The organism is Micromonospora peucetia (genome assembly GCF_900091625.1).
Taxonomy (GTDB): domain Bacteria; phylum Actinomycetota; class Actinomycetes; order Mycobacteriales; family Micromonosporaceae; genus Micromonospora; species Micromonospora peucetia.
In genome coordinates, this window is the sequence record NZ_FMIC01000002.1 from 4,036,995 (window position 1) to 4,058,059 (window position 21,065).

The window sequence follows — 21,065 nt, forward strand, 5'->3', positions numbered from 1 at the left end:
GGCCAGCCCTTGGCGCGTCAGGCGTCCTGCAATCTGTGCACCGTCTCGTCGTGGTGGGCAAGCCGGGTCCACGCCGCACGCTGCTCGTCGCAGGGCCCTGGCCGTCCACAACCGCGCTCGCAGGATCGGGCGGGTGGAACACCATGGCTGTCACCGGGGCCGGGAGACACCCATGGTGTTCCACCCGTGGTCGCCGCCTGGGTCGTCGTGCGGGACGGGCGGGGGTGTGGATGTTCGATATGCCGCCTTTGAGGGGCTGCGCGACGTGGGTGGCGAGGCCGTGCCCGAAGGTCGTCCCTCGACCGCTCACCACGCCGGTAGCGGTCAGACCCGCTCGACGACGACCACCGGGATCTCCCGGTCGGTGCCCTCCTGGTAGCGGGCGTAGGTCGGGAAGACGCCGGTCATCACCTGCCACAGCCCGGGCCGCTCCTCGGCGGTGGCGGTGCGTGCCGTGCCCCGGAACTTCTCGGCCCCGACCTGCAACTCCACCTGCGGGTCGGCGCACAGGTTGAGGTACCAGGCAGGGTGTCGCGCCGCCCCGCCGTTCGAGGCCACCAGCAGGTACCGGTCGCCGTCGCGGCCGTACATGAGCGCGGTCCGGCGCAGCGTGCCCGACCGGCGTCCCCGCGTGGTGATCAGCAGGGCGTGGTAGCCGTGGTACTTGCCGCCGTCGCTGCCGTCGGTCTCCAGGTAGCGGCGTACGTGGCTGGCCACCCACTCCACCGGACTGTCCACAATGATTTCCGCCATCGGCGCAGCGTAGCGCTCCCGATGACCGTCCGTGGTCCTTCGACCCCGCGGAACGGAAGGCGGCGCGACCACCCGGGGCTTGCCGGGAGGGAGCGGTGCGGGGCTGGTCAGGGGTCGGTGAGCAGCAGCCAGTCGTCGTCGAGCGGGGCCACGGTGGTGCCCTCGGGCCAGACGTGCGGGCCGGCGGCCGTCGCCCGCGCCTGGTCGACCAGGGGGCGCCGGGCGAGCGTCGCCCCGTCGAAGGTGACCGGGCCGTGGAAGCGGGCCCGGCCGAAGTTCGCCGCGCCCTCGAAGCGGGCCCGCTCGAACCACGTCTGGTCGCCGAACTCGGTCCACCGGAACAGGGCCAGGTCCGCGAACCGGGCCTGCCGGAAGCCGGCGTACCCCGCGAACGTGGCGTGGTCCATCGAGAGCCCGCTCAGGAAGACCGCCTCGCGGAAGGTGGCGCTGTCGGTGAAGTGGGTCGAGTCGAAGCTCGCTGTCCCGTGGACCGTGGCGCCCCGGAAGGAGGCCCGGGCGACGGTGGCGTGCCGGCAGGACAGGCCGCCGGCCAGCTCGGCCCGGTCGAAACTGACCCGGCCGTCGATCCGGGTGTGGTCGAGGACGATCTCGGCGTCCCCGCGCAGGTCGTCGCAGACCAGGTCCGCGAAGGTCGCGCCCAGGGCCAGCCGACCGCTTACGGTCGCGCCGGCCAAGCTGGTGGTGCCGGCGCAGACCGCGCCGGTGAGGTCCGCGTCGGCCAGCGTGCAGCCGGCCGCGTCGAACCCGTCGAGCCGGGCGCCGGTCAGGTCCAGCCTGACCCCGGGCCAGAAGGCGTCGTCGTCCGCGCGTAGGTGCCGGGTCAACACCCGCTGGGCGGTGCGGCGTACCTCCGCCTCACGCGCGTCGTCCTCCGGCGCCGGCATCCGCAGGTACGCGCAGAGCACCGTCACGATCGTCGGCCGCTGCGCGGGATTGTCCTGCCCGAGCCGCTCCAGGGCGTGCAGACCGCCCAGGCGTACGGCCGCGTTGTCGTTGCCGAGCAGCTCGACGGCGCCGGTGTACAGCTCGGTCAGCCGGCGCTCGGCGGCGTCGTGCTCGGCCGCCTCGGCCTGCCGTTCCTGGTGCCGCTGACCGGCCTCGGCGACCGCCTCCGCGTGCGCCTGCACCCGTTCCCGGTGCGCCTGGTCCTGCGCGGCGACGGCTTCCTGGTGCCGCTGGGCGCGTTCGCCGATCCACTGCCGCCGGGCGGCGAGCAGCAGGGCGAGCCCGCCGCCGGTGCCGGCCACCACGGTCAGCCCGGTCCGGATGGCGTCGATGCGCAGGGTGGCACGGGTGTCCGGCTGGGCGGCGCGGTCGGCCTCGCCGAGCAGCCAGTCGAGCACCAGCCAGCCGAGCAACCCGGCGACCAGCAGCCCGACGAGCACCAGCCACCACGGCATCACCCGCAGCGGCTCTTCACGGGGCGGGGTCGGGCGCACGGGTCACAGCATGCCACCGCGCCCGGCCGGCGGGGAGCACCGTCCCTCATGGACACGCAGGGGCGGGCGACGTGCCTCGGCCGCCCCCGTGTCACGTCAGGCGGCCTTGGCGAGGGCCTCGTACTCGTCGTCGGTGAGCCGCACCTCGGCGGCGGACACGTTCTCCTCCAGGTGCGCCACCGACGACCCTGCCCGGGATCGGCAGCATCACCGGCGATCGGCGCAGCAGCCAGGCCAGGGCGAGCTGGGCGGGCGTCGCACCGTCGTCGGCGTACGGGTGCAGTGCCTCCCGGATCAGCAGCTCGCTGACGAAGGGGGCCGTAGGAGTCGGTCGCCCGCACCGCCACCGGGACGGATCGAGACCGGGACTACCCGCCCTCAGGGCGTACGTGCACCGGGGCCGGCACGTGGCCGAGGTGGGCGTCGCGGAAGGGCCGGGTCAGTGGGCACGGGTCCAGTCGCAGTGCGTCGAGGATCGCCCGGTGCTGGCACTCGGCGAACAGCCGGGGCGCGTCGTCGAGCGGCACCTCCCCACGCAGTGCCGCGCCGAGCGCGGCGATGTCGACCGTGCCCACCCCCAGCGGCGCGAACACAGCCGGGTCGGCCCCGCTCGGGCCTGGCGGCGGCGGGGCGTCCAGCGGGTAGATCGTGCCGTCGAAGCCGGCGAGGACCTCGTTGTCGTCGTCGTCCCAGTATTCGCTCACCCAGCCCCGGTCGGAGAGGTAGCAGTGCGCCTCCTGGCCGTCGACGTGCAGGGTGGCCGTCATGACGTCGGAGTCGAAGACATTGAAGGTGACCGCCGGCTCGCGCGTGCGCAGGGTGATCAGCTGTGCCAGGTCGTCGACCTCGGCGTAGCAGCTCACCTCGTCCTCGCGGGGGACGACCGCCCACCGGCGCTCGCCGACCTCCGTCACGTACGCCTCGGTGTCGACGTCGGTCAGCACCGTGCGGATCTCCGCCAGCCCGCCCGAAGCCAGGATCGTCTGGTAGCTCGTGCCCATGCCGGCAGGATAGGAGGGGGGTGGGACAGGCTCCGGCCGCCGCGACCCGGGCGCCCCCGGAGCCCCGCCGACGAAACGGCGCGACCGGGGCGCAACCGGGCCGGAGCGCGGACGAAGTTGACCGGAGCGCCCGTGCCGGCCGACCGCGCGTGCGACGCTGGGCCCGTGCCGGCTCGGCGTCGACCGCAGGTCGCCGCGTGCGGCGCGACGCGGGAGGGAGCGCCATGACGGGAGTGCCGCAGGTCGACTTCGCGCTCGACACGTACGAGTGCATCGTGCTGTATCCCGGCGCGGCCGGGCGGGCGCTGCCGGCGGAGACGGTGCAGCGGTTGCAGGCCGAGCACCTGGCGCACGTTCAGGCGCTGCAACGGCGGGGGATCATCCTGATCACCGGCTCGGTGGACGGCCCGGCCCGTGAACCGGACCCGCCGATCGGCTTCGGCCTGGCCCGCACCGGCTCGGTGGACGACGTGCGCAGCGTGATGGAGGCCGACCCGGCCATCCAGGCCGGGCTCTACCGGGTGGACGTGATGACGTTCCTCTGCCCGGCCGGCTCGCTGGAGTTCCCGCTGGTCAAGACGCAGAGCTGAGCCACCAGCCGCATGCTGACGGCGGCCGTCCGACACCCCGGCTCTCGCCTCACCGGCCCCGCTCCGACGGCTACCCAGTGCCGGGCGCCGCCGTCGACCCGCTCGGCGGCGTGCGGCGCGAGGACGCCAGCCGACCCGCAGGCCCGGGCTGACCGGCGGGGAGCACCCGACTGTCCGTTCGCGTCGGGGGCGTACGATTCCGGCGCGCGGTCGCCGTTGCCCGCCGCCTCGACGTTCCGGTGTGGGTTCCGCCCGCCGGCTGCGCGTGTGACGCGCGTCGTTGGACAATGTTCCGCAGTCCGCAAGGGGTCGGCCCACAGCCCGACCCGGGGGAGAGACTAGCCTGATGGGCGTGACACGCCGCGCGAAGATCGTCTGCACTCTTGGTCCTGCCACCTCGTCGCCGGAGCGCATCCGGGGCCTTGTCGAGGCCGGCATGAACGTGGCCCGGCTCAACTTCAGCCACGGCAGCCACGAGGACCACGAAGCGGTGTACCGGCTGGTCCGTGAGGCCGCGACCGCGGCCGGGCGGCCGGTGGCCGTGCTGGCCGACCTCCAGGGCCCGAAGATCCGGCTCGGCCGGTTCGCCGACGGCCCGCACGAGTGGCGCACCGGCGACTCGGTCGTGATCACCGGCGACGACGTCCTCGGCACCAAGGACCGGGTCTCCTGCACCTACCGCAAGCTCCCGCAGGAGGTCAAGCCCGGCGACCGGCTGCTGATCGACGACGGCCGGGTGGCCGTAGAGGTCACCGACGTCACCGGCAACGACATCCGCTGCCTGGTCACCGAGGGCGGCCCGGTCTCCAACAACAAGGGCGTCTCGCTGCCGAACGTGGCGGTCAGCGTGCCGGCGATGTCCGACAAGGACGCCGAGGACCTGCGCTTCGCGCTCGGCCTGGGCGTGGACCTGATCGCGCTCTCCTTCGTCCGCGCGGCCGACGACATCAAGCTGGTGCACAACATCATGGCCGAGGAAGGCGTGCACCGGCCGGTGCTGGCCAAGGTGGAGAAGCCCGAGGCGGTCGACTGCCTGGAGCAGATCGTGCTGGCCTTCGACGGCGTCATGGTCGCCCGTGGCGACCTCGGCGTCGAGCTGCCGCTGGACCAGGTCCCGCTGGTGCAGAAGCGCGCCGTGCAGCTCTGCCGGGAGAACGCCAAGCCCGTCATCGTGGCCACCCAGATGCTCGACTCCATGATCGAGAATTCCCGGCCGACCCGCGCCGAGGCCTCCGACGTGGCCAACGCCGTGCTCGACGGCGCGGACGCGGTGATGCTCTCCGGCGAGACCAGCGTCGGCAAGTACCCGGTGCTCACCGTCAGCACCATGGCGAAGATCATCACCACCACCGAGGCCGGCTCGATCGGCGTGCCCCGGCTCCAGCACGACCCGCGTACCCACGGCGGCGCACTCACTGTCGCCGCCTCCTCGATCGCCCGGGCCATCGGCGCCAAGGCGATGGTCGCCTTCTCGCAGACCGGCGACACCGTCAAGCGGCTCTCCCGGCTGCACTGCGACCTGCCGCTGCTGGCCTTCACACCGGTGCCCGAGGTGCGCAACCAGCTCGCCCTCTGCTGGGGCGTGGAGACGTTCCTGATGCCGTTCGTCGAGCACACCGACGACATGTTCCGCCAGGTCGACCAGGCGCTGCTCGGGCTCAACCGGGCCAACCCCGGCGACTACGTGGTGATCGTCGCCGGCAGCCCGCCGGGCACTCCCGGCTCGACCAACACGCTGCGCGTACACCAGCTCGGGTCACTGGTCGACGCGGCGTCGGCGCGGGCCTTGCAGTGAGCGACGCGGACGTCGCGGTCGGGCAGGCCGCGGTCGACCAGCTCCTGGAGGTTCTCGACCTGGAGCACACCGGCGGGATGACCTTCCGGGGGGTGAGCCCCCCGGTCGGCCCCCAGCGGGTGTACGGCGGCCAGGTCGCCGGCCAGGCGCTGGTGGCTGCCGGCCGCACCGTCGACCCGGCCCGCTTCGTGCACAGCCTGCACGGCTACTTCGTCCGCCCGGGCGACCCGGCCGAGCCGATCGTGTACGAGGTGGAGAACGTCCGCGACGGCCGCTCGTTCTCGGTGCGCCGCTCGGTGGCGCTCCAGCACGACAAGCCGATCTTCTTCATGTCGGCGTCGTTCCAGCGGACGGAGGAGGGCCTCGACCACCAGGCCCCCACCCCGCTGGACGTGCCGGGGCCGGACGAGGTCCCGACGATGGCCGACCGGCTCGCCGGCTATCCGGAGCGGCTCGGCATCTGGGCGCAGATCCCGCGCCCGATCGACGTCCGCTACGTCGGCGAACCCGGCTGGGTCCGCCCCGGTGACCGTCCCGCCGACCCGCACCAGCGGGTGTGGATGCGCATCGACGGAAAGCTGCCCGACGATCCGCTGCTGCACGCCTGCGCGCTGACCTACGCCTCCGACCTGACGCTGCTGGACTCGGTGCTCTCGGTACACGGCGAGGTCTGGGGTCCGGGCGGCGTGGTCGGGGCCAGCCTGGACCACGCGCTCTGGTTCCACCGGCCGTTCCGGGCCGACGACTGGTTCCTCTACGACTGCTGGAGCCCGTCGGCCTCCGGCGCGCGAGGGCTCGCCACCGGCCGCATGTTCACCACCGAGGGGCGGTACATCGCCAGTGCCGTACAGGAGGGGCTGTTGCGTCGCGTCGGCGACTGACCGTCCGGAGCGGCTGAGCCACCGGGTGTCACCGACTCGTCGCCGGGGTGCCGACGGGCATCGCCATTGGCTGATCGGCCGAGGGGCGATCGTCCGGGCGGGGCGGCCAGGCGACTAACCTTGCCGCATGCGCCTATCCGCTCGGGTCGACTATGCCCTCCGTGCCGTCGCCGAGCTCGCCTCGGTGACCGGTGACGCCGGGCCGGGGCGTGGCCGGCCCGTGACGGCCGACCAGATGGCCCGCGCCCAGGAGATACCGCCGAAGTTCCTGGAGAGCATCCTGCTGCAACTGCGCCGGGGCGGCATCGTGCAGGCCCAGCGCGGCCCGGAGGGCGGCTACTGGCTGGCCCGGCCGGCCGGGGAGATCTCGCTGGCCGAGGTGATCCGGGTGATCGACGGCCCGCTCGCGCACGTGCGCGGGCATCGGCCCGAGGACCTCGGCTACCACGGGGCGGCCCGGGCCCTCCAGGAGGTCTGGATCGCGCTGCGGGCCAGCGAACGCGAGATCCTGGAACTGGTCACCGTTGCCGACGTGGCCGGCGGCACCCTGCCCGGTCGGGTCGTCGAGTTGGCCGCCGACCCCCGCGCCTGGACCTGACCCGTGTCCCGGCACCGTTCCCCGGGCCGGTCCTGCCGCTCCCGGTGACCTCGCGGCCCCCGTGTCGCCTCACCCGCCGACTCGACCCCGGTGATACCTCCGCCGCGCCGATCCGTGCCCGGCCCGCCCTGACGTGCCCTGGCCTGCCCCGGCGTGCCCGCCGTGGGTGCCGGCCGCGCGAAGTCTGTCGTCTCACTGACCGATTGAGGGCTTGACCGGGACACGCCCCGTGCCGCATTGTCGACCAAGTCGATAGGAGATGCCGAAAAGCAAGGGGGCGCTCGTGCGCAAGCTGCTGGTCCTCGCACTGGTCGGGCTCGTCGCGCAGCTCATCGACGGCGCGCTCGGCATGGCGTACGGGCTGACCTCCTCCACGTTGCTGCTGCTCGTCGGGGTGGCGCCGGCCGCCGCGTCGGCGTCGGTGCACCTGGCCGAGATCGGCACGACGCTCGCCGCCGGGGTGTCGCACTGGCGGTTCGGCAACGTCGACTGGCGGGTGGTCTCCCGGATCGCCCTCCCCGGCGCCGTGGGCGCGTTCGCCGGCGCGACCTTCCTCAGTTCGATCTCGACCGAGTCGGCCGCCCCGTGGATGGCCGGCATCCTGTTCACTCTCGGCGCGTACCTGCTGGTGCGATTCTCCCGGCCACTACGGACCGACCGGCGCGGCGGACGACTGCGTAGCCGCTTCCTCGGCCCCCTCGGCCTGGTCGCCGGTTTCGTCGACGCCACCGGCGGCGGCGGGTGGGGGCCGGTCGCCACGCCCGCCCTGCTGGTCAGCGGGCGGATGGAGCCGCGCAGGGTGATCGGCTCGGTGGACACGTCCGAGTTCGTGGTCGCCGCCGCCGCCAGCCTCGGCTTCCTGATCGGCCTCGGCTCCGAGGGCTTCCTGCTGCCCATGGTGGCGGCGCTGCTCATCGGCGGCCTGATCGCCGCGCCGATCGCGGCCTGGTTGGTACGCATCGTCCCCGCCCAACTGCTCGGCGCGGCGATCGGCGGCGTGATCGTGCTGACCAACGCCCGTGTCCTGATGCGCTCGGCCGACGTCGCCGGCCAGGCCCGACCGGCCGTCTACGCGCTGCTGGCCGTCGGCTGGGTCGCCGCCCTCACGTTGGCCGTCCGGGTGCTGCTGCGCACCCGCCGGGAGCGGGCCATCGCCGCGACCGCCCTGGCGGCCGGCGCCTCGACCCAGGCCGACGCCCATCCGGCGGTGACCACGGCAGCGGTTGACGGCTACCCGACCGCAGACACGGCCGAACCGTCGCCGCGGTCACCGGAACACGCGGTCGCTCCCCAGCCGGCAGCCGCCGGTGCCCCCGACCGCCGCTGACGGCTCCACCCGCTGGAGATCTTGGTACGAAAGTGCCCCCAGGGGGGCCATTTCTCACCATGATCCCCAGCGGGTGTCAACGACGCGCCGGGGAGCGGCGGGGCGGGGTGCGGGGCGGGGTGGTCAGCGGGGGAGGAGAGCGGTCGCGGCGTCGACGAGGAGGGTCCACGCCTCGTCGACGTGGACCTCGGTGGTCTGCGGGGAACCGACGGCCAGCCGCAGCGTGTACCGGCCGTTCACCCGGGTGTGCGTCAGGTGCACCCGACCCGTGGCGTTCACCCGGGCCAGCAGTTCCGCGTTGACCTCGTCGTCCGCCGCCATCCGGAAGCACACCAGCGAGTACGGGTGCGCCCCCACCAGCGTGAACCGGTTGTCGGCGCGTACCCGGCCGGCGAACCGGGCGGCGAGCGCCACACCGGAGCGGATGTGCGCCCGCAGCCCCTCGACGCCGTACCAGCGCAGCACGAACCAGAGCTTCAACGCCCGGAACCGGCGGCCCAGCGGCACCTGCCAGTCCCGGTAGTCGATCACCGCGCCGGACTCGGACGCGGCGTTGCGCAGATACTCCGGCAGCACGCTCAGCGCCTCGATCAGTTCGGCCGTGTCAGCCACCCAGAACGCGTCGCAGTCGAAGCCGGTGAGCAGCCACTTGTGTGGGTCGAAGCAGTACGAGTCGGCGTACTCCAGTCCGACGTGCCCGAACCGCAGCTCCGGGCAGACCGCCGCCGCCCCCGCGTACGCGGCGTCGACGTGCAGGAAGACCCCGTGCTCGGCACAGATCGCGCCGATCTCCGGCAGCGGGTCGATCGCGGTCGTGGACGTGGTGCCGACGGTGGCCACCACGATCGCCGGCACCACACCGGCGGCCAGGTCCGCCTCGATCGCCGCGCGCAGCGCCGCCGGGGACATCGCCTGCGTCTGCGGGTCCACCTCGACCGGCCGTACGCCGTCGGCGCCCAGCCCGGCGATCCGCGCGGCCTTCTCGATGGACGAGTGGCCCTGGGTCGAGGCGTAGGCGCGGTAGCGGCGGTCGACGCCGACCTCGCGCCACCGGCCGCCGCCGGCCCGGTGCAGAGCGACCAGGGTCGCCACCAGCGTCGCCGAGGACGCCGAGTCCTGGATCACCCCGCCGCCCGCAGACCCGGAGCGGAACCGCTTCGGCAGCTCCAGCAGGTCGGCGAGCCAGTCCAGCAGCACCGTCTCCAACTCGGTGCACGCCGGCCCGGTCGCCCAGAGCATCCCCTGCACGCCGAGCCCGGCGCTGACCAGGTCACCCAGCACGCTGGGCCCCGAGGTGTTGGCCGGAAAGAACCCGAAGAAGCCCGGATGCTGCCAGTGGGTCAGCCCCGGGGTGATCAGGGTGTCCAGGTCGGCGAGGACCGCCTCCACCGGCTCGCCGTGCTCCGGTGGGCCGGCCGGCAGCCTGGCGGCCACCGCCCCGGGCGGATCCTGCGAGGTCACCGGTCGCTGCCCCACCGTCGCCCAGTAGTCGGCGATCCAGTCCACCACGGCGTGCCCGGCGCGTCGGAACTCGTCGGGGGTCATGTGCTCAGCCACGCCCAGAGTCGATCAAGAATCCGGGTGGGGGGCAAGGGGACAGGCACCGGGCCGCAGCCGCGGAATCCGCACAGCTCCGGCCCGGTGCCCCACACCGCGGCATCCCCGACCCGTCCCGACCGGGAATGCCGTACCACCACCGAGGACAAAACTAGGCGGGCCACGCGTCGCCCCGGTGACGCCGACGTGAAGATCGTGTTTCAGCTCTTCCGGTGCAGGCCACCGACCACCTGATCGGCGATCAGCTCGTACGAGCGCACCCGGTCGGCCACGTCGTACACCAGCGTGGTCAGCATCAGCTCGTCCGCGCCGGTACGCGCCAGCAGCTCGCCGAGCTGCCGCCGTACCGTCTCCGGTGAGCCCGTCGCCTGCCCGTCCCGGCGCTGCCGCACGAACTCCCGCTCGGCTTCCGTGTACGGATACGCCGCCGCCTCGTCCGGCGTCGCCAGGGGCTCCGGCCGACCCGAGCGCAGCCGCAGGAACGACAGCGCCGCCGGCCCCGCCAGCCACTCCGCCCGCTCGTCGGTGTCCGCACAGACGGCGTTGACGGCCACCATCGCGTACGGCTCGTCCAGCCACTTCGACGGCCGGAAGTGCTGCCGGTACAGCGCCAGCGCGGGCACCGTGTTCTGCGAGCTGAAGTGGTGCGCGAAGGAGAACGGCAGGCCCAGCAGCCCGGCCAGTTGGGCGCTGAACCCGCTGGAGCCGAGCAGCCAGACCGCCGGCTGCTCGCCGAGACCGGGAGTGGCCGTGATCGGCCCCGGCCGCTCGCCGCTGAAGAAGTTCATCAGGTCCGCCAGCTCCCGGGGGAAGCCCTCCGCCGACAGCCCTTCCATCGTCCGGCGCAGGGCCAGCGCGGTCACCTGGTCGGTGCCCGGGGCGCGGCCGATGCCCAGGTCGATCCGGCCCGGGTGCAGCGCCTCCAGCGTGCCGAACTGCTCGGCCACCACCAGTGGAGCGTGGTTGGGCAGCATCACCCCGCCCGAGCCCAGCCGGATCGTCGACGTGTGCGCCGCCAGGTGCGCGAGCAGCACGGCCGGAGCGGAACTCGCGATCGCCGGCATGTTGTGGTGCTCGGCCACCCAGAACCGGCGGTACCCGAGTTCCTCGGTGCGCCGGGCCAGCTCGGTGGTGTGCCGCAGGGCCGCGCCGGCGGTGGCGCCGGCCGCGACCGGGGCAAGATCGAGAACAGACAGCGGTACGTTGATCACACGGTTGACCAACCCCGCCCACCTCGGGTTTGTTCCCCTGGAGCACCGTGCGGTCGACCTCATCGCCCGGCGGTCCCGGCTACGTGAGGTGATCGAGCTACTGCGGGCGAGCGCACGCCGGGCCGCGACCGGCCGCACGGTGCGCCCACCCCGTGCCGGCTGCCGTGGCCTGCCGGGCTCAGCCCATGCCGCGCGCCTGCTCGAAGATCAGACTCGTCTGGGTGTGCAGCACGGCCGGGTCCACGGCCAGGTGGTCCAGCACGAAGTCCCGCAGCGCGTCCGCCGAGGCGGCCCGTACGTGCAACACGTAGTCCTCCGCGCCCGCCACGTGGAACACCGCCACCACCCCCGGCAGCCGCACCGACCGGGCCCGGAACGCGTCCACCGCCGCCCGCTCGTGCGCGGTCAACCGCACCGACACCAGCGCCTGCAACGGCAGCCCCACCGCAGCCGGATCCACCTCCGCGTGGAACCCGCGGATCGCCCCGCACTCGCGCAGGGCCCGGGTGCGGGTCAGGCATGTCGAGGGGGCCACGCCGACCCGCTCGGCGAGGGCGTTGTTCGGCAGCCGCCCGTCGGCGGTCAGTTCCGACAGGATCGCCCGGTCGGTGTCGTCCAGCTCGGCGAACCGCCGCACATTCTTCGTCGCAAGGGGCATGGAGGCATCCTCCACCGAATTGTTCGCGTTGCAAAGGGTATTGTCCGAATTATCTTCGGAACTATTGCTTGAGGGCCGCGCTATGTTCGATCCTTCCCGCATGACGACCGTGGACACCAGAGCCGTGCACGCCGGCCGCGCCGACCTCGCCGCCCTCGGCGTCCACGTGCCGCCGATCGACTTCTCCACCACCAACCCGCTGCCGTCGGTCGACGCCGGCGGCGACGCGTACGAGACCCTGGCCACCGGAGGCACCCTCCCCGCCGGCGGCAGCGCCGTCTACCAGCGCCTGTGGAACCCCACCGTGGCCCGCTTCGAGACCGCCCTCGCCGACCTCGAAGACACCACCGACGCCGTCGCCTTCGCCAGCGGCATGGCCGCCCTCACCGCCGTCCTGCTCGCCGCCACCCGGGACGGCAAGCGGCACCTCGTCGCCGTCCGCCCGCTCTACGGCGGCACCGACCACGTGCTCGCCACCGGCCTGCTCGGCACCACCGTCACCTGGGCCCGAGCCGACGAGGTCGCCGCCGCCGTCCGACCCGACACCGCCCTGGTGATCGCCGAGACCCCGGCCAACCCCACCCTCGACCTGGTCGACATCGCCGCCCTCGCCCGGGCCGCCGGCGAGGTGCCGCTGCTCGTCGACAACACCGTCGCCACCCCCGTGCTCCAACAGCCCACCCGGCACGGCGCCGCACTCGTCCTGCACAGCGCCACCAAGAGCATCGGCGGGCACGGCGACGTCCTCGCCGGCGTCATCGCCTGCGACGCCGACTGGGCCGCCCGACTGCGCCAGGTCCGCGCGCTCACCGGTGCGATCCTGCACCCCCTCGGCGCGTACCTGCTGCACCGCGGCCTGCAGACCCTGCCGGTGCGGGTCCGTGCCCAGCAGGCCGGCGCCGAGAAGCTCGCCGGCTGGCTCGCCACCCACCCGGCCGTCGCGCGGGTGCACCACCCGTCGCTGCACGATCCCGCCGGGCTCGTCGGACGGCAGATGAGCGGCCCCGGCAGCCTTCTCGCCTTCGAGGTACGCGGCGGCGCGTCTGCCGCGGCCGCCGTGGCGAACGCCTGCCGGCTGATCACCCACGCGGTCTCGCTGGGCGGCGTCGACACCCTCATCCAGCACCCCGCCTCGCTGACCCACCGGCCCGTCGAGGGGGAAGCCAAGCCGTGCGGCGGCCTGCTGCGCGTCTCCGTCGGTCTGGAGGACCCGGAGGACCTACGCGCGGACCTGGCCCAGGCCCTCGCCGAACTCGGCTGATCTGGCAGTTCCACCCGTCGGGTCAGGATTTCGGGCCGACGTGGCGGTCGAGAGCGAGGACGGCTTCCCGGCGGGCCACCGAGAGGGAGTTGCGGCGGTTCATCCGCCAGGCGATGCCGAGCAGGTCCAGCGCCCACTGGCAGAGCCCCATGATGTCAGCCGACTCGTTGACGAACATGTAGCGCGGGTAGCCGTACTTCCTGCCGCGGACAGTCACCCGGTTGGTGACCCGACACCCGTCGGAGTGGAACAGGCCCCGCAGCAGGCCGCCGGGGTGCGATGTGACGATCTTTCTCTGCCAGTCGGAGAGGACGATCGGCCGCTCATGCTTCTTGCCCGGCCCGTGCTGCGGAAGCAGAGCACGGCCAATGCTTGCCCGTGCTCTGCACCGCCACGCAGCCCTTCTTCTGTATCCGCTGGACCTTGTTCGGGAGCACGGCCTTCATCGCGGCGTCGCAGAGGTCAACCAGATGAGGCCACGCATCGGAGCAGTAGATCCGCAGGACCGGCACCCTGTCGGTGGTGACCAGATGCCCGTCGCCGAGGTAGAGGCCCAGCAGGTAGGAGTAGGCCGCCGGATCGGTCGGATAGTCGACATCGGGCGAGCAGCGGAAGCAGCGTGCGGCGGTGCCGGTCATCAGCGGTTCGGGCCGGTCGACGCACCAGTGCCAGACGGTGGTGTAGGGCAGTCACAGCGCGCGGGCAACCGACCGGATGTCGTTGCCTCGGGCGCGCAGGGCGCGGGCACGGGCACGGGCACGCATCTCGGGTGGGTGCACCCGTACATCATGGAACAGGTGTATGACAGGGGTGCCGGGAGCGGGATTCGAACCCGCAAGCCCTTTCGGGCAGAAGTGTTTGAGACTTCCGTGTATGCCGTTCCACCATCCCGGCGAGTGCGGCTTACTGTACCCGACTACGCTCGTGCGGGAGCATGGGTGGTAGCCGTGCCGGGAACAATGGTGGGAGTGGCTCGTGGCCGAGACGCAGACGGACGTCGAGCGCAGGCGCGTTCTGATCGCCGAGGACGAGGCGCTCATCCGGCTGGACCTCGCCGAGATGCTCGTCGAGGAGGGGTACGAGGTCGTCGGGGAGGCCGGTGACGGGGAGACCGCCGTCCGGCTCGCCGAGGAGCTCAAACCGGACCTGGTCATCCTCGACATCAAGATGCCGATCATGGACGGGCTGGCCGCCGCTGAGCGGATCGCGGGGGCCCGGATCGCCCCGGTGATCATCCTGACCGCGTTCAGCCAACGTGACCTGGTGGAGCGGGCCCGGGCGGCCGGCGCGATGGCGTACCTCGTGAAGCCCTTCCAGAAGAGCGACCTGGTGCCGGCGGTGGAGATCGCGCTGTCGCGCTACTCGGAGATCGCCGCCCTGGAGGCGGAGGTCGCGGGGCTGACCGACCGGCTGGAGATCCGCAAGACGGTCGAGCGCGCCAAGGGCGCGCTGATGATGACGTACGGGATGACCGAGCCGCAGGCGTTCAAGTGGATCCAGCGCACGGCGATGGACCACCGGATGACCATGAAGGAGGTCGCCGAGCGGATCCTCGCCGAGACCGCCGGCGGCGAGGTGGCGCAGCCCGCCTCCTGACGCGCCACCGGGACGACGCGACACGCCGGAGACCGCTGGCGGGGCTCCACGCGGGACCAGTTGATCGATAACATCTGATCCATGTGGACCCGGCGGCTGGGGGCGGTGCTCGGGGTCCTCGCGGTGCTGGCGGCCGGCTGTGATCGGGTCCCGGCGGAGCCCGCCGACAAGCCGCTGCGTCCGCGGTGGCAGTCGCTGACCCTGCCGGCGCCGCCGGGAGTCCCCGGCCGGCCGCTGCTGCGCGCCGCCGTGGCCTGTGCCGGGCGGTGGTACGTGGTCGGCGGGCTCGCCGACGCGGCGGGGGAGACCCGTCCGGCGGCCTGGGGCAGTGGGGACGGCGTGTCGTGGGCGGCGCTGCCGGTGTCGCCGTCGAGCTTCTACGGCCGCCAGCACGTGCTCTACGCGGCGGCCTGCCGGGACGGCCGGCTGGCGGCGCTCGGGGCGAAGAACGGCGGCGCGCACGGCAACCCCCGCACGGGCACCTGGTCGCAGTCGCCGGGCGGGGAGCTCCGGGAGGCGCCGGCGCCCTTCGAGCTGTACGCCGGGCCGCGCGCGGTGAGCGTGGCGCGGCTGGCGGCGGGCCCGGCCGGTTGGCTGGTCGCGGGGGCGCGGGTTGACGGGGCGGCGGTCTGGACGTCGCCGGACGGTGAGCGGTTCACGATCCGGGAGGGTGCGCCGGAACTCGCCGGTGACGGGCGCGGCCGGACGGTCGCGTACGACGCGGTGGCCGCGCCGACCGGCTGGTGGGTGGTGGGGGCGGTGCTGCCGCCCGGCACGACGGCGCTGGCGCCCCTGGCCTGGAGTTCCGCCGACGGGCGGGCCTGGCGGCGGGTGGCGCTGCCGGCGCCGGACGGGCGTGGCCAGGCGCAGCGGGTGGCGTCGGTCGACGGCGCGGTGGTGGCGGTCGGGCCGGTGCGCGACGGTTTCGGGGCCTGGCGGCTGGCGGGCGACGAGTGGCGGCGGGTCGGTGGGTTCGGCGCGGCCGGCCCGGGGGTGTCCTCGGTCGACGGTCTGGTGCCGGCCGGGCGGGAGTTGGTCGCGGTCACGGCGGACGGCGGCGGTCACGGACTGTGGCTCTCGGTCGATTCGGGAGATTCATGGCGGGTGATGGCAATGCCGGGTGCCGTGCCGGATGGTGGGAACACCGCCGTGGCGGTGGCGTCGCAGGGTGATCGACTGCTGTTGGTGTCGGACGACGGTGAGACGTCCCGTGCCTGGTCAGTCGGGTTGCCGGCCGTCGGTCGGTAGGGGGTAGATGGCCTTCGACCCGTTACCGACGAAACGAAGGTGAAAAGGTTTCGTGGCCGACGGTTCTTACAGCGATCGTTTCCAATCCGCCACGGCGTGTAACGGTTCGGTCAACCCGCTCCCCTGGGGCTTTCGTCACAGCTCAAAGGTGGGATAGCGTCCGGCCCCAGACCGGCGACGACGGTCTGGTTCGTCCGCCCCCGCAAGGGCCAATCGGCAGCGGGTGGTTCGGACCATGGGACGGAGGAGGGGTTCGGGCCTTGAGGCAGAAGCTCGCGCGCGTTATCGGTGGGGTTGCCATGCTGGCGCTCGTCGCCGGCGGCACCGCATGCTCCAGCAGCGACGACACGGCGTCCGGTGGTGACGCCTGCGGCAACAAGATCGCATTCTTCGGCGCGCTGACCGGTCCCTCGGCGGCGCTCGGCATCAACGAGAACAACGGCGTCAAGCTGGCCGTCGACAAGTACAACAAGGAGAACACCGACTGCAAGGTCGAGTTGGTTCCCCTGGACTCGCAGGGCAGCCCGGACCAGGCCCCGCAGCTGGCCCAGAAGGCCATCGACGACACCAAGATCCTCGGCATCATCGGCCCGGCCTACTCGGGTGAGTCGGAGGCCGCCGGACCGCTGTTCAACGAGGCCGGCCTGGTGACCATCACCCCCTCCGCGACCCGCCCGAGCCTCTCGGAGCAGAAGTGGAAGACCTTCTTCCGCGCGGTCGGCAACGACTTCAGCCAGGGCCCGGCGGCCGGCAACTACATCAAGAACGTGCTGAAGGCCGACACGGTCTTCGTCATCGACGACCAGTCCGCGTACGGCGCCGGCCTGGCTGACGAGGTCAAGAAGGTGCTCGGCCCGTCGGTCGTCGGCTCGGACAAGGTCCAGGGCGATGGCAAGCAGGTCGAGTTCTCCGCCGTCGTCACCAAGGTCAAGGCCGCGAACGCCAAGGCGATCTTCTACGGCGGCTACTACCAGGAGGCCGGCCTGATCCGCAAGCAGCTCACCGCTGCCGGGATCACCGCTCCGTTGGTCGCCGGCGACGGCGTCAACGACGGCGCCTACATCACCTCCGCGGGTGCGGCGGCGGCCGAGGGCACCATCCTCACCTGCCCGTGCCAGCCGGCCGCCGAGGCGCGCGGCACCTTCGTCCAGGAGTACAAGGCCCTCAACGGCACTGACCCGGGCACCTACAGCGACACCGCCTACGACGCGGCGAACATCCTGCTCGCCGGCATCAAGGCGGGCAAGACCAGCCGCGAGGGCCTGCTGGAGTTCGTGAAGGGCTACAGCGGCGAGGGCGTCGCGGCGAAGTACAAGTTCGTCGAGGGTGGCGAGCTCGACCCGGCGGAGGTCAAGGTCTGGGCCTTCAAGGTCGTCGGCGGCAAGGTCGTTCCGGACCAGGAGATCCCCAAGTCCTGACGTCAGTCGCTGCTACGGCGATTGAGTGGTGATCGCGGGCGCGGCCGGGAGCTGTGCTCCCGGCCGCGCCCCACTTTTCTCTCCAGACCCTGATGGAGTGTCCCTTCATTGAACTTCGACGACCTGTTCTCCAACTTCGGGACATACACGACGACCGGCCTGACCCAGGGTGCGATCTACGCCCTGGTCGCGCTCGGCTACACGCTGGTCTACGGCGTGCTGAGACTCATCAACTTCGCCCACTCCGAGGTCTTCATCGCCGGCGCGTTCGCGGCGATCTGGACCTGGAACGGCTTCGGGCTCGACCAGAACTCGCAGGTCAGCGGCATCGGGTCGATCATGTTCTACCTGCTGGTTGCGATGATCGTCGCGGCGATCGCCTCCGCCGGCACGGCCACCGTGATCGAGCGGGTGGCGTACCGGCCGCTGCGTAGGCGAAACGCGCCGCCGCTGGCCTTCCTCATCACCGCGATCGGCGCGTCCATCGCCATCTCCGAGGCGTTCGGCATCTGGACCCGCCGCCGCCCCGAGGGCGCCCCGATCCTGGTCAGCCAGGATCCGCTGTTCCACATCTTCGGCGTGCCGATCGACGCGGTGCAGCTGCTCACCCTCGGCTCCGCGCTGGTGATGATGATCGCGCTGGACCTGTTCATCAACCGCAGCCGGGTCGGCCGCGGCATCCGGGCGGTCGCCCAGGACTCCAACACCGCCGCGCTGATGGGCGTGAACAAGGACCGGATCATCCTGATCGTCTTCATCGCCGGCGGCAGCATGGCCGGTGTCGCCGGCCTGCTCTACGACGTGCGGATCCAGACCCTCACCTACAGCGTCGGCTTCCTGCTCGGCCTCAAGGCGTTCACCGCCGCCGTGCTCGGCGGCATCGGCAACCTGCGGGGCGCGCTGGTCGGCGGCCTGTTGCTGGGCTTGATCGAGAACTACGCCTCCGGCCTGTTCGGCAGCCAGTGGAAGGACTTTGCCGCCTTCGCGCTGCTGGTGGTGCTGCTGATGTTCCGGCCGACTGGTCTGCTGGGTGAGTCGCTGGGGAGGGCACGGGCATGACGAACGTCCTGGAGAAGGTGCGCTCCGGCCGCGAGGCGGCCGGGGAACGGTGGCGCGGTGCCCCGCGCTGGGTGCGTTGGGCGCTGCTGATCGCGGTGATCGCGTTCTTCTACGCGCTGCCGAACAAGGAGTTCTACCAGTACCTCGGGCCGATCCCGACCCCCGGTGCGAACTTCACCCAGGTGATGTTCACCGTCTCGATCTACGTGCTGCTGGCCGTCGGTCTGAACATCGTGGTCGGCTTTGCCGGCCTGCTCGACCTCGGCTACTTCGGCTTCTTCGCCGTCGGCGCGTACACCGTGGCGGTGCTGACCTCGCCGAGCAGTGACCTCAAGACGCTGTGGCCGTGGCTGCTGGCGGTGCCGGTGGCGATCGCCCTGACGATGGTCTCCGGCGTGATGCTCGGTACGCCGACCCTGCGGCTGCGGGGCGACTACCTGGCGCTGGTGACGCTCGGCTTCGCCGAGATGATCCGGATCGGTGCGGTCAGCTCGGAGTTCCTCAAGGGCCAGCGCGGCTTCAACCAGATCCCGCACCCGCCGGGCGAGTACGCCGACGGCAAGCCGTTCTTCGGCGTGCTCGACGCCCGGCCGTACTACTGGCTGGTGCTCACGGTGATCATCCTGGTGGTGATCGGGGTGCGGAACCTGACCAACAGCCGGGTCGGGCGGGCCTGGATCTCCATCCGGGAGGACGAGGACGCCGCGCAGCTGATGGGCGTGCCGACGTTCAAGTTCAAGTTGTGGGCGTTCGCCGCGGGCGCCGCGATCGCCGGCCTGGCCGGCGCGTTGTTCGCGGGCAAGCAGAACTTCGTCAACTCGCAGAACTTCGAGCTGCTGAACTCGATCATCATCCTGGCCGCGGTCATCTTCGGTGGCTCCGGCAACATCGTCGGCGCGATCGTCGGCGGCGGCCTGGTGGCGTACATGATCGAGCGGTTCCGTGGCATCGAGCTGCTCGGCGTCGAGCTGTACGAGTACCGGTTCCTGTTCTTCGGCCTGGTGCTGGTGGTCATGATGATCTTCCGGCCGGAGGGTCTGATACCCAACCGACGACGTGCGGCGGAGTTCAAGGATCGCCGCAAGGAGGTGACCGTCGGTGAGTGACACCGAACAGACGCCGGCCATTCCGGCGCAGGCCGGCGCGCCGGCCGTGGAGGCGGTGCCCACCCGGGAGCCGCTGCTGGAGGTCGACAAGGTCACGCTGCGCTTCGGCGGCGTGGTCGCGCTGAACGAGGTGGACTTCACCCTCTACAAGGGGGAGATCCTCGGTCTGATCGGCCCGAACGGTGCCGGCAAGACCACCTGCTTCAACGCCATGACCGGCATCTACCAGCCCACCGAGGGGCAGATCCGGTTCCGCGGCCAGAAGATCAGCGGCAAGAAGCGGCACCAGATCACCAAGATGGGCATGGCGCGGACGTTCCAGAACATCCGCCTCTTCCCTGAGATGACGGCGCTGGAGAACGTCCTGGTCGGCACGGACGCGCACAACAAGACCAGCGTCATCTCCGCGCTGTTCCGCCTGCCGCGGTACTGGAAGGAAGAGCGCGAGAGCCGGGAGAAGGCCGAGCGCCTGCTGGAGTTCGTCGGCATCCGCGGGCGGCTGCACGAGTTCGCCCGCAACCTCTCCTACGGCGAGCAGCGGCGGCTGGAGATCGCCCGCGCGCTGGCCACCGACCCTGCGCTGCTCTGCCTGGACGAGCCGGCTGCCGGCTTCAACCCGGCGGAGAAGGAGGAACTGCTCCAGCTCATCCGGCAGATCCGGGACACCGGCGTGACCGTGCTGCTCATCGAGCACGACATGCGCCTGGTCATGGGGGTCACCGACCGGATCGTGGTGCTGGAGTTCGGAAAGAAGATCGCCGAAGGGCTGCCCGCCGAGGTGCGGGACAACCCGAAGGTGATCGCGGCGTACCTGGGGGTGCCGGACGATGCTGCTTGAGATCGACGATGTGAGCCTGCTCTACGGGCGGATCCAGGCGCTGCACGGCATCAGCCTGACGGTGGACGAGGGCGAGATCGTCGCCCTGATCGGTGCCAACGGCGCCGGCAAGTCGACGACGATGCGGGCGATCTCCGGCATTCGGCCGGTCGCCAGCGGCAGCATCCGGTTCAACGGCGAGGACATCACCAAGCTCCGGGCGGACCTGCGGGTCCGGCGCGGGCTGTGCCAGGCACCCGAGGGCCGCGGGATCTTCCCGGGCATGACGGTGCTGGACAACCTGGACATGGGCGCGTACACCCGGCGTGACCGGGCCGGCATCGCCCAGGACCTCGACCGGGTGCTGAACCTCTTCCCGCGCCTGGCCGAGCGGCGCAAGCAGGCCGGTGGCACCCTCTCCGGCGGTGAGCAGCAGATGCTGGCCGTCGGGCGGGCGCTGATGAGCCGGCCGAAGCTGCTGCTGCTCGACGAGCCCTCGATGGGGCTGGCGCCGATGCTGATCCAGCAGATCTTCGACATCATCGTCGAGATCAACCAACAGGGCACCACCATCCTGCTGGTCGAACAGAACGCCCAGCAGGCGCTGGCCCGGGCCCACCGGGCGTACGTGCTGGAGACCGGCCGGATCGTCAAGAGCGGCACCGGTGCGGAACTATTGCACGACCCGGCGGTCAAAGAGGCCTACCTCGGCGTGGCCTGACCAGCCGC

Annotated in this window: 21 protein-coding genes, 1 tRNA gene and 1 pseudogene; 13 read left to right on the forward strand and 10 right to left on the reverse strand. The window is 72.1% G+C overall.

Going from position 1 to position 21,065, the window contains the following annotated elements; genetic code table 11:
- Positions 1-324: 324 nt before the first annotated feature.
- From GA0070608_RS18825 to GA0070608_RS18840, 4 genes and pseudogenes are all read right to left on the reverse strand, one after another.
- Positions 325-753 (reverse strand): nitroreductase family deazaflavin-dependent oxidoreductase, encoded by a 429-nt coding sequence (locus GA0070608_RS18825; RefSeq protein ID WP_091629851.1) that lies wholly within the window; start codon positions 751-753, stop codon positions 325-327.
- A 107-nt stretch (positions 754-860) separates the two neighbouring features.
- Complete coding sequence (locus GA0070608_RS18830; RefSeq protein WP_091629854.1) at positions 861-2,213, reverse strand: pentapeptide repeat-containing protein; 1,353 nt, start codon at positions 2,211-2,213, stop codon at positions 861-863.
- A 96-nt stretch (positions 2,214-2,309) separates the two neighbouring features.
- A pseudogene (locus GA0070608_RS18835) lies at positions 2,310-2,484 on the reverse strand (aldo/keto reductase); the annotation flags it as partial.
- 97 nt (positions 2,485-2,581) lie between these two features.
- Entirely contained in the window at positions 2,582-3,214 is a 633-nt protein-coding gene (locus tag GA0070608_RS18840; protein ID WP_091629857.1) for a hypothetical protein, read from the reverse strand.
- A 224-nt stretch (positions 3,215-3,438) separates the two neighbouring features.
- On the opposite strand from GA0070608_RS18840, the gene GA0070608_RS18845 reads away from it, so the two are divergent.
- The 5 genes from GA0070608_RS18845 (at position 3,439) to GA0070608_RS18865 (ending at position 8,405) form a co-directional block, all read left to right on the forward strand.
- Positions 3,439-3,804 carry a YciI family protein gene (locus GA0070608_RS18845; RefSeq protein WP_091629859.1) on the forward strand — a complete coding sequence of 122 codons (366 nt, stop codon included), beginning with the start codon at positions 3,439-3,441 and terminating at the stop codon, positions 3,802-3,804.
- Positions 3,805-4,150: 346 nt separating this feature from the next.
- On the forward strand, positions 4,151-5,599 hold the full coding sequence (gene pyk / locus GA0070608_RS18850) for a pyruvate kinase (protein ID WP_091629861.1): 1,449 nt from the start codon (positions 4,151-4,153) through the stop codon (positions 5,597-5,599).
- Positions 5,596-6,480, forward strand: a complete 885-nt coding sequence (locus GA0070608_RS18855; protein ID WP_091629863.1) for an acyl-CoA thioesterase — start codon at positions 5,596-5,598, stop codon at positions 6,478-6,480. Before pyk ends, GA0070608_RS18855 begins: the two co-directional genes overlap by 4 nt.
- A 127-nt stretch (positions 6,481-6,607) precedes the next feature.
- Positions 6,608-7,078 (forward strand): RrF2 family transcriptional regulator, encoded by a 471-nt coding sequence (locus tag GA0070608_RS18860; protein ID WP_091629865.1) that lies wholly within the window; start codon positions 6,608-6,610, stop codon positions 7,076-7,078.
- Positions 7,079-7,361: 283 nt separating this feature from the next.
- Complete coding sequence (locus GA0070608_RS18865; RefSeq protein WP_091629868.1) at positions 7,362-8,405, forward strand: sulfite exporter TauE/SafE family protein; 1,044 nt, start codon at positions 7,362-7,364, stop codon at positions 8,403-8,405.
- A 123-nt stretch (positions 8,406-8,528) separates the two neighbouring features.
- On the opposite strand, the gene GA0070608_RS18870 is transcribed toward GA0070608_RS18865, so the two are convergent.
- The 3 genes from GA0070608_RS18870 to GA0070608_RS18880 form a co-directional block, all read right to left on the reverse strand.
- Positions 8,529-9,962, reverse strand: coding sequence for a pyridoxal-dependent decarboxylase (locus tag GA0070608_RS18870; RefSeq protein ID WP_245715832.1), 1,434 nt, complete (start codon positions 9,960-9,962; stop codon positions 8,529-8,531).
- Positions 9,963-10,162: 200 nt separating this feature from the next.
- Positions 10,163-11,173, reverse strand: a complete 1,011-nt coding sequence (locus GA0070608_RS18875; protein ID WP_411970840.1) for an LLM class flavin-dependent oxidoreductase — start codon at positions 11,171-11,173, stop codon at positions 10,163-10,165.
- Positions 11,174-11,351: 178 nt separating this feature from the next.
- Entirely contained in the window at positions 11,352-11,831 is a 480-nt protein-coding gene (locus GA0070608_RS18880) for an Lrp/AsnC family transcriptional regulator (RefSeq protein ID WP_091629876.1), read from the reverse strand.
- An 82-nt stretch (positions 11,832-11,913) separates the two neighbouring features.
- On the opposite strand from GA0070608_RS18880, the gene GA0070608_RS18885 reads away from it, so the two are divergent.
- Complete coding sequence (locus GA0070608_RS18885) at positions 11,914-13,092, forward strand: trans-sulfuration enzyme family protein (RefSeq protein WP_091629878.1); 1,179 nt, start codon at positions 11,914-11,916, stop codon at positions 13,090-13,092.
- A gap of 22 nt (positions 13,093-13,114) precedes the next feature.
- Here GA0070608_RS18885 and GA0070608_RS33510 read toward each other — a convergent pair whose 3' ends face one another.
- The 3 genes from GA0070608_RS33510 to GA0070608_RS18895 form a co-directional block, all read right to left on the reverse strand.
- The gene (locus GA0070608_RS33510; RefSeq protein WP_245715833.1) at positions 13,115-13,309 is read right to left on the reverse strand and encodes a hypothetical protein; all 195 of its coding nucleotides are present in this window, start codon (positions 13,307-13,309) and stop codon (positions 13,115-13,117) included.
- 106 nt (positions 13,310-13,415) lie between these two features.
- A complete protein-coding gene (locus tag GA0070608_RS33515) occupies positions 13,416-13,730 on the reverse strand; it encodes a hypothetical protein (RefSeq protein WP_245715834.1) in 315 nt (104 codons plus the stop codon).
- Positions 13,731-13,903: 173 nt separating this feature from the next.
- A tRNA-Leu gene (locus GA0070608_RS18895) sits at positions 13,904-13,986 on the reverse strand.
- A gap of 81 nt (positions 13,987-14,067) precedes the next feature.
- On the opposite strand from GA0070608_RS18895, the gene GA0070608_RS18900 reads away from it, so the two are divergent.
- From GA0070608_RS18900 to GA0070608_RS18930, 7 genes are all read left to right on the forward strand, one after another.
- Positions 14,068-14,688, forward strand: coding sequence for an ANTAR domain-containing response regulator (locus GA0070608_RS18900; RefSeq protein WP_091629880.1), 621 nt, complete (start codon positions 14,068-14,070; stop codon positions 14,686-14,688).
- A gap of 81 nt (positions 14,689-14,769) precedes the next feature.
- Positions 14,770-15,936: a hypothetical protein gene (locus GA0070608_RS18905; RefSeq protein ID WP_091629882.1), complete on the forward strand. Its 1,167-nt coding sequence runs from the start codon at positions 14,770-14,772 to the stop codon at positions 15,934-15,936.
- A gap of 260 nt (positions 15,937-16,196) precedes the next feature.
- Entirely contained in the window at positions 16,197-17,354 is a 1,158-nt protein-coding gene (locus tag GA0070608_RS18910; RefSeq protein WP_091629885.1) for a branched-chain amino acid ABC transporter substrate-binding protein, read from the forward strand.
- Between the two features lie 108 nt (positions 17,355-17,462).
- Positions 17,463-18,413, forward strand: a complete 951-nt coding sequence (locus tag GA0070608_RS18915; protein ID WP_091629888.1) for a branched-chain amino acid ABC transporter permease — start codon at positions 17,463-17,465, stop codon at positions 18,411-18,413.
- The gene (locus GA0070608_RS18920) at positions 18,410-19,519 is read left to right on the forward strand and encodes a branched-chain amino acid ABC transporter permease (RefSeq protein ID WP_091629891.1); all 1,110 of its coding nucleotides are present in this window, start codon (positions 18,410-18,412) and stop codon (positions 19,517-19,519) included. The genes GA0070608_RS18915 and GA0070608_RS18920 overlap by 4 nt, the downstream gene beginning before the upstream one ends.
- On the forward strand, positions 19,512-20,357 hold the full coding sequence (locus GA0070608_RS18925; protein ID WP_091629893.1) for an ABC transporter ATP-binding protein: 846 nt from the start codon (positions 19,512-19,514) through the stop codon (positions 20,355-20,357). Before GA0070608_RS18920 ends, GA0070608_RS18925 begins: the two co-directional genes overlap by 8 nt.
- Positions 20,347-21,057, forward strand: a complete 711-nt coding sequence (locus tag GA0070608_RS18930) for an ABC transporter ATP-binding protein (RefSeq protein ID WP_091629896.1) — start codon at positions 20,347-20,349, stop codon at positions 21,055-21,057. Before GA0070608_RS18925 ends, GA0070608_RS18930 begins: the two co-directional genes overlap by 11 nt.
- Positions 21,058-21,065: the final 8 nt, after the last annotated feature.

Bases quoted from the DNA above. Each gene is read 5' to 3' on its own strand.
- GA0070608_RS18825 (WP_091629851.1), bottom strand. From the start codon at position 753: ATGGCGGAAATCATTGTGGACAGTCCGGTGGAGTGGGTGGCCAGCCAC.
- GA0070608_RS18840 (WP_091629857.1), bottom strand. From the start codon at position 3,214: ATGGGCACGAGCTACCAGACGATCCTGGCTTCGGGCGGGCTGGCGGAG.
- GA0070608_RS18845 (WP_091629859.1), top strand. From the start codon at position 3,439: ATGACGGGAGTGCCGCAGGTCGACTTCGCGCTCGACACGTACGAGTGC.
- pyk (WP_091629861.1), top strand. From the start codon at position 4,151: ATGGGCGTGACACGCCGCGCGAAGATCGTCTGCACTCTTGGTCCTGCC.
- GA0070608_RS18860 (WP_091629865.1), top strand. From the start codon at position 6,608: ATGCGCCTATCCGCTCGGGTCGACTATGCCCTCCGTGCCGTCGCCGAG.
- GA0070608_RS18880 (WP_091629876.1), bottom strand. From the start codon at position 11,831: ATGCCCCTTGCGACGAAGAATGTGCGGCGGTTCGCCGAGCTGGACGAC.
- GA0070608_RS18885 (WP_091629878.1), top strand. From the start codon at position 11,914: ATGTTCGATCCTTCCCGCATGACGACCGTGGACACCAGAGCCGTGCAC.
- GA0070608_RS33515 (WP_245715834.1), bottom strand. From the start codon at position 13,730: ATGACCGGCACCGCCGCACGCTGCTTCCGCTGCTCGCCCGATGTCGAC.
- GA0070608_RS18905 (WP_091629882.1), top strand. From the start codon at position 14,770: ATGTGGACCCGGCGGCTGGGGGCGGTGCTCGGGGTCCTCGCGGTGCTG.
- GA0070608_RS18920 (WP_091629891.1), top strand. From the start codon at position 18,410: ATGACGAACGTCCTGGAGAAGGTGCGCTCCGGCCGCGAGGCGGCCGGG.
- GA0070608_RS18930 (WP_091629896.1), top strand. From the start codon at position 20,347: ATGCTGCTTGAGATCGACGATGTGAGCCTGCTCTACGGGCGGATCCAG.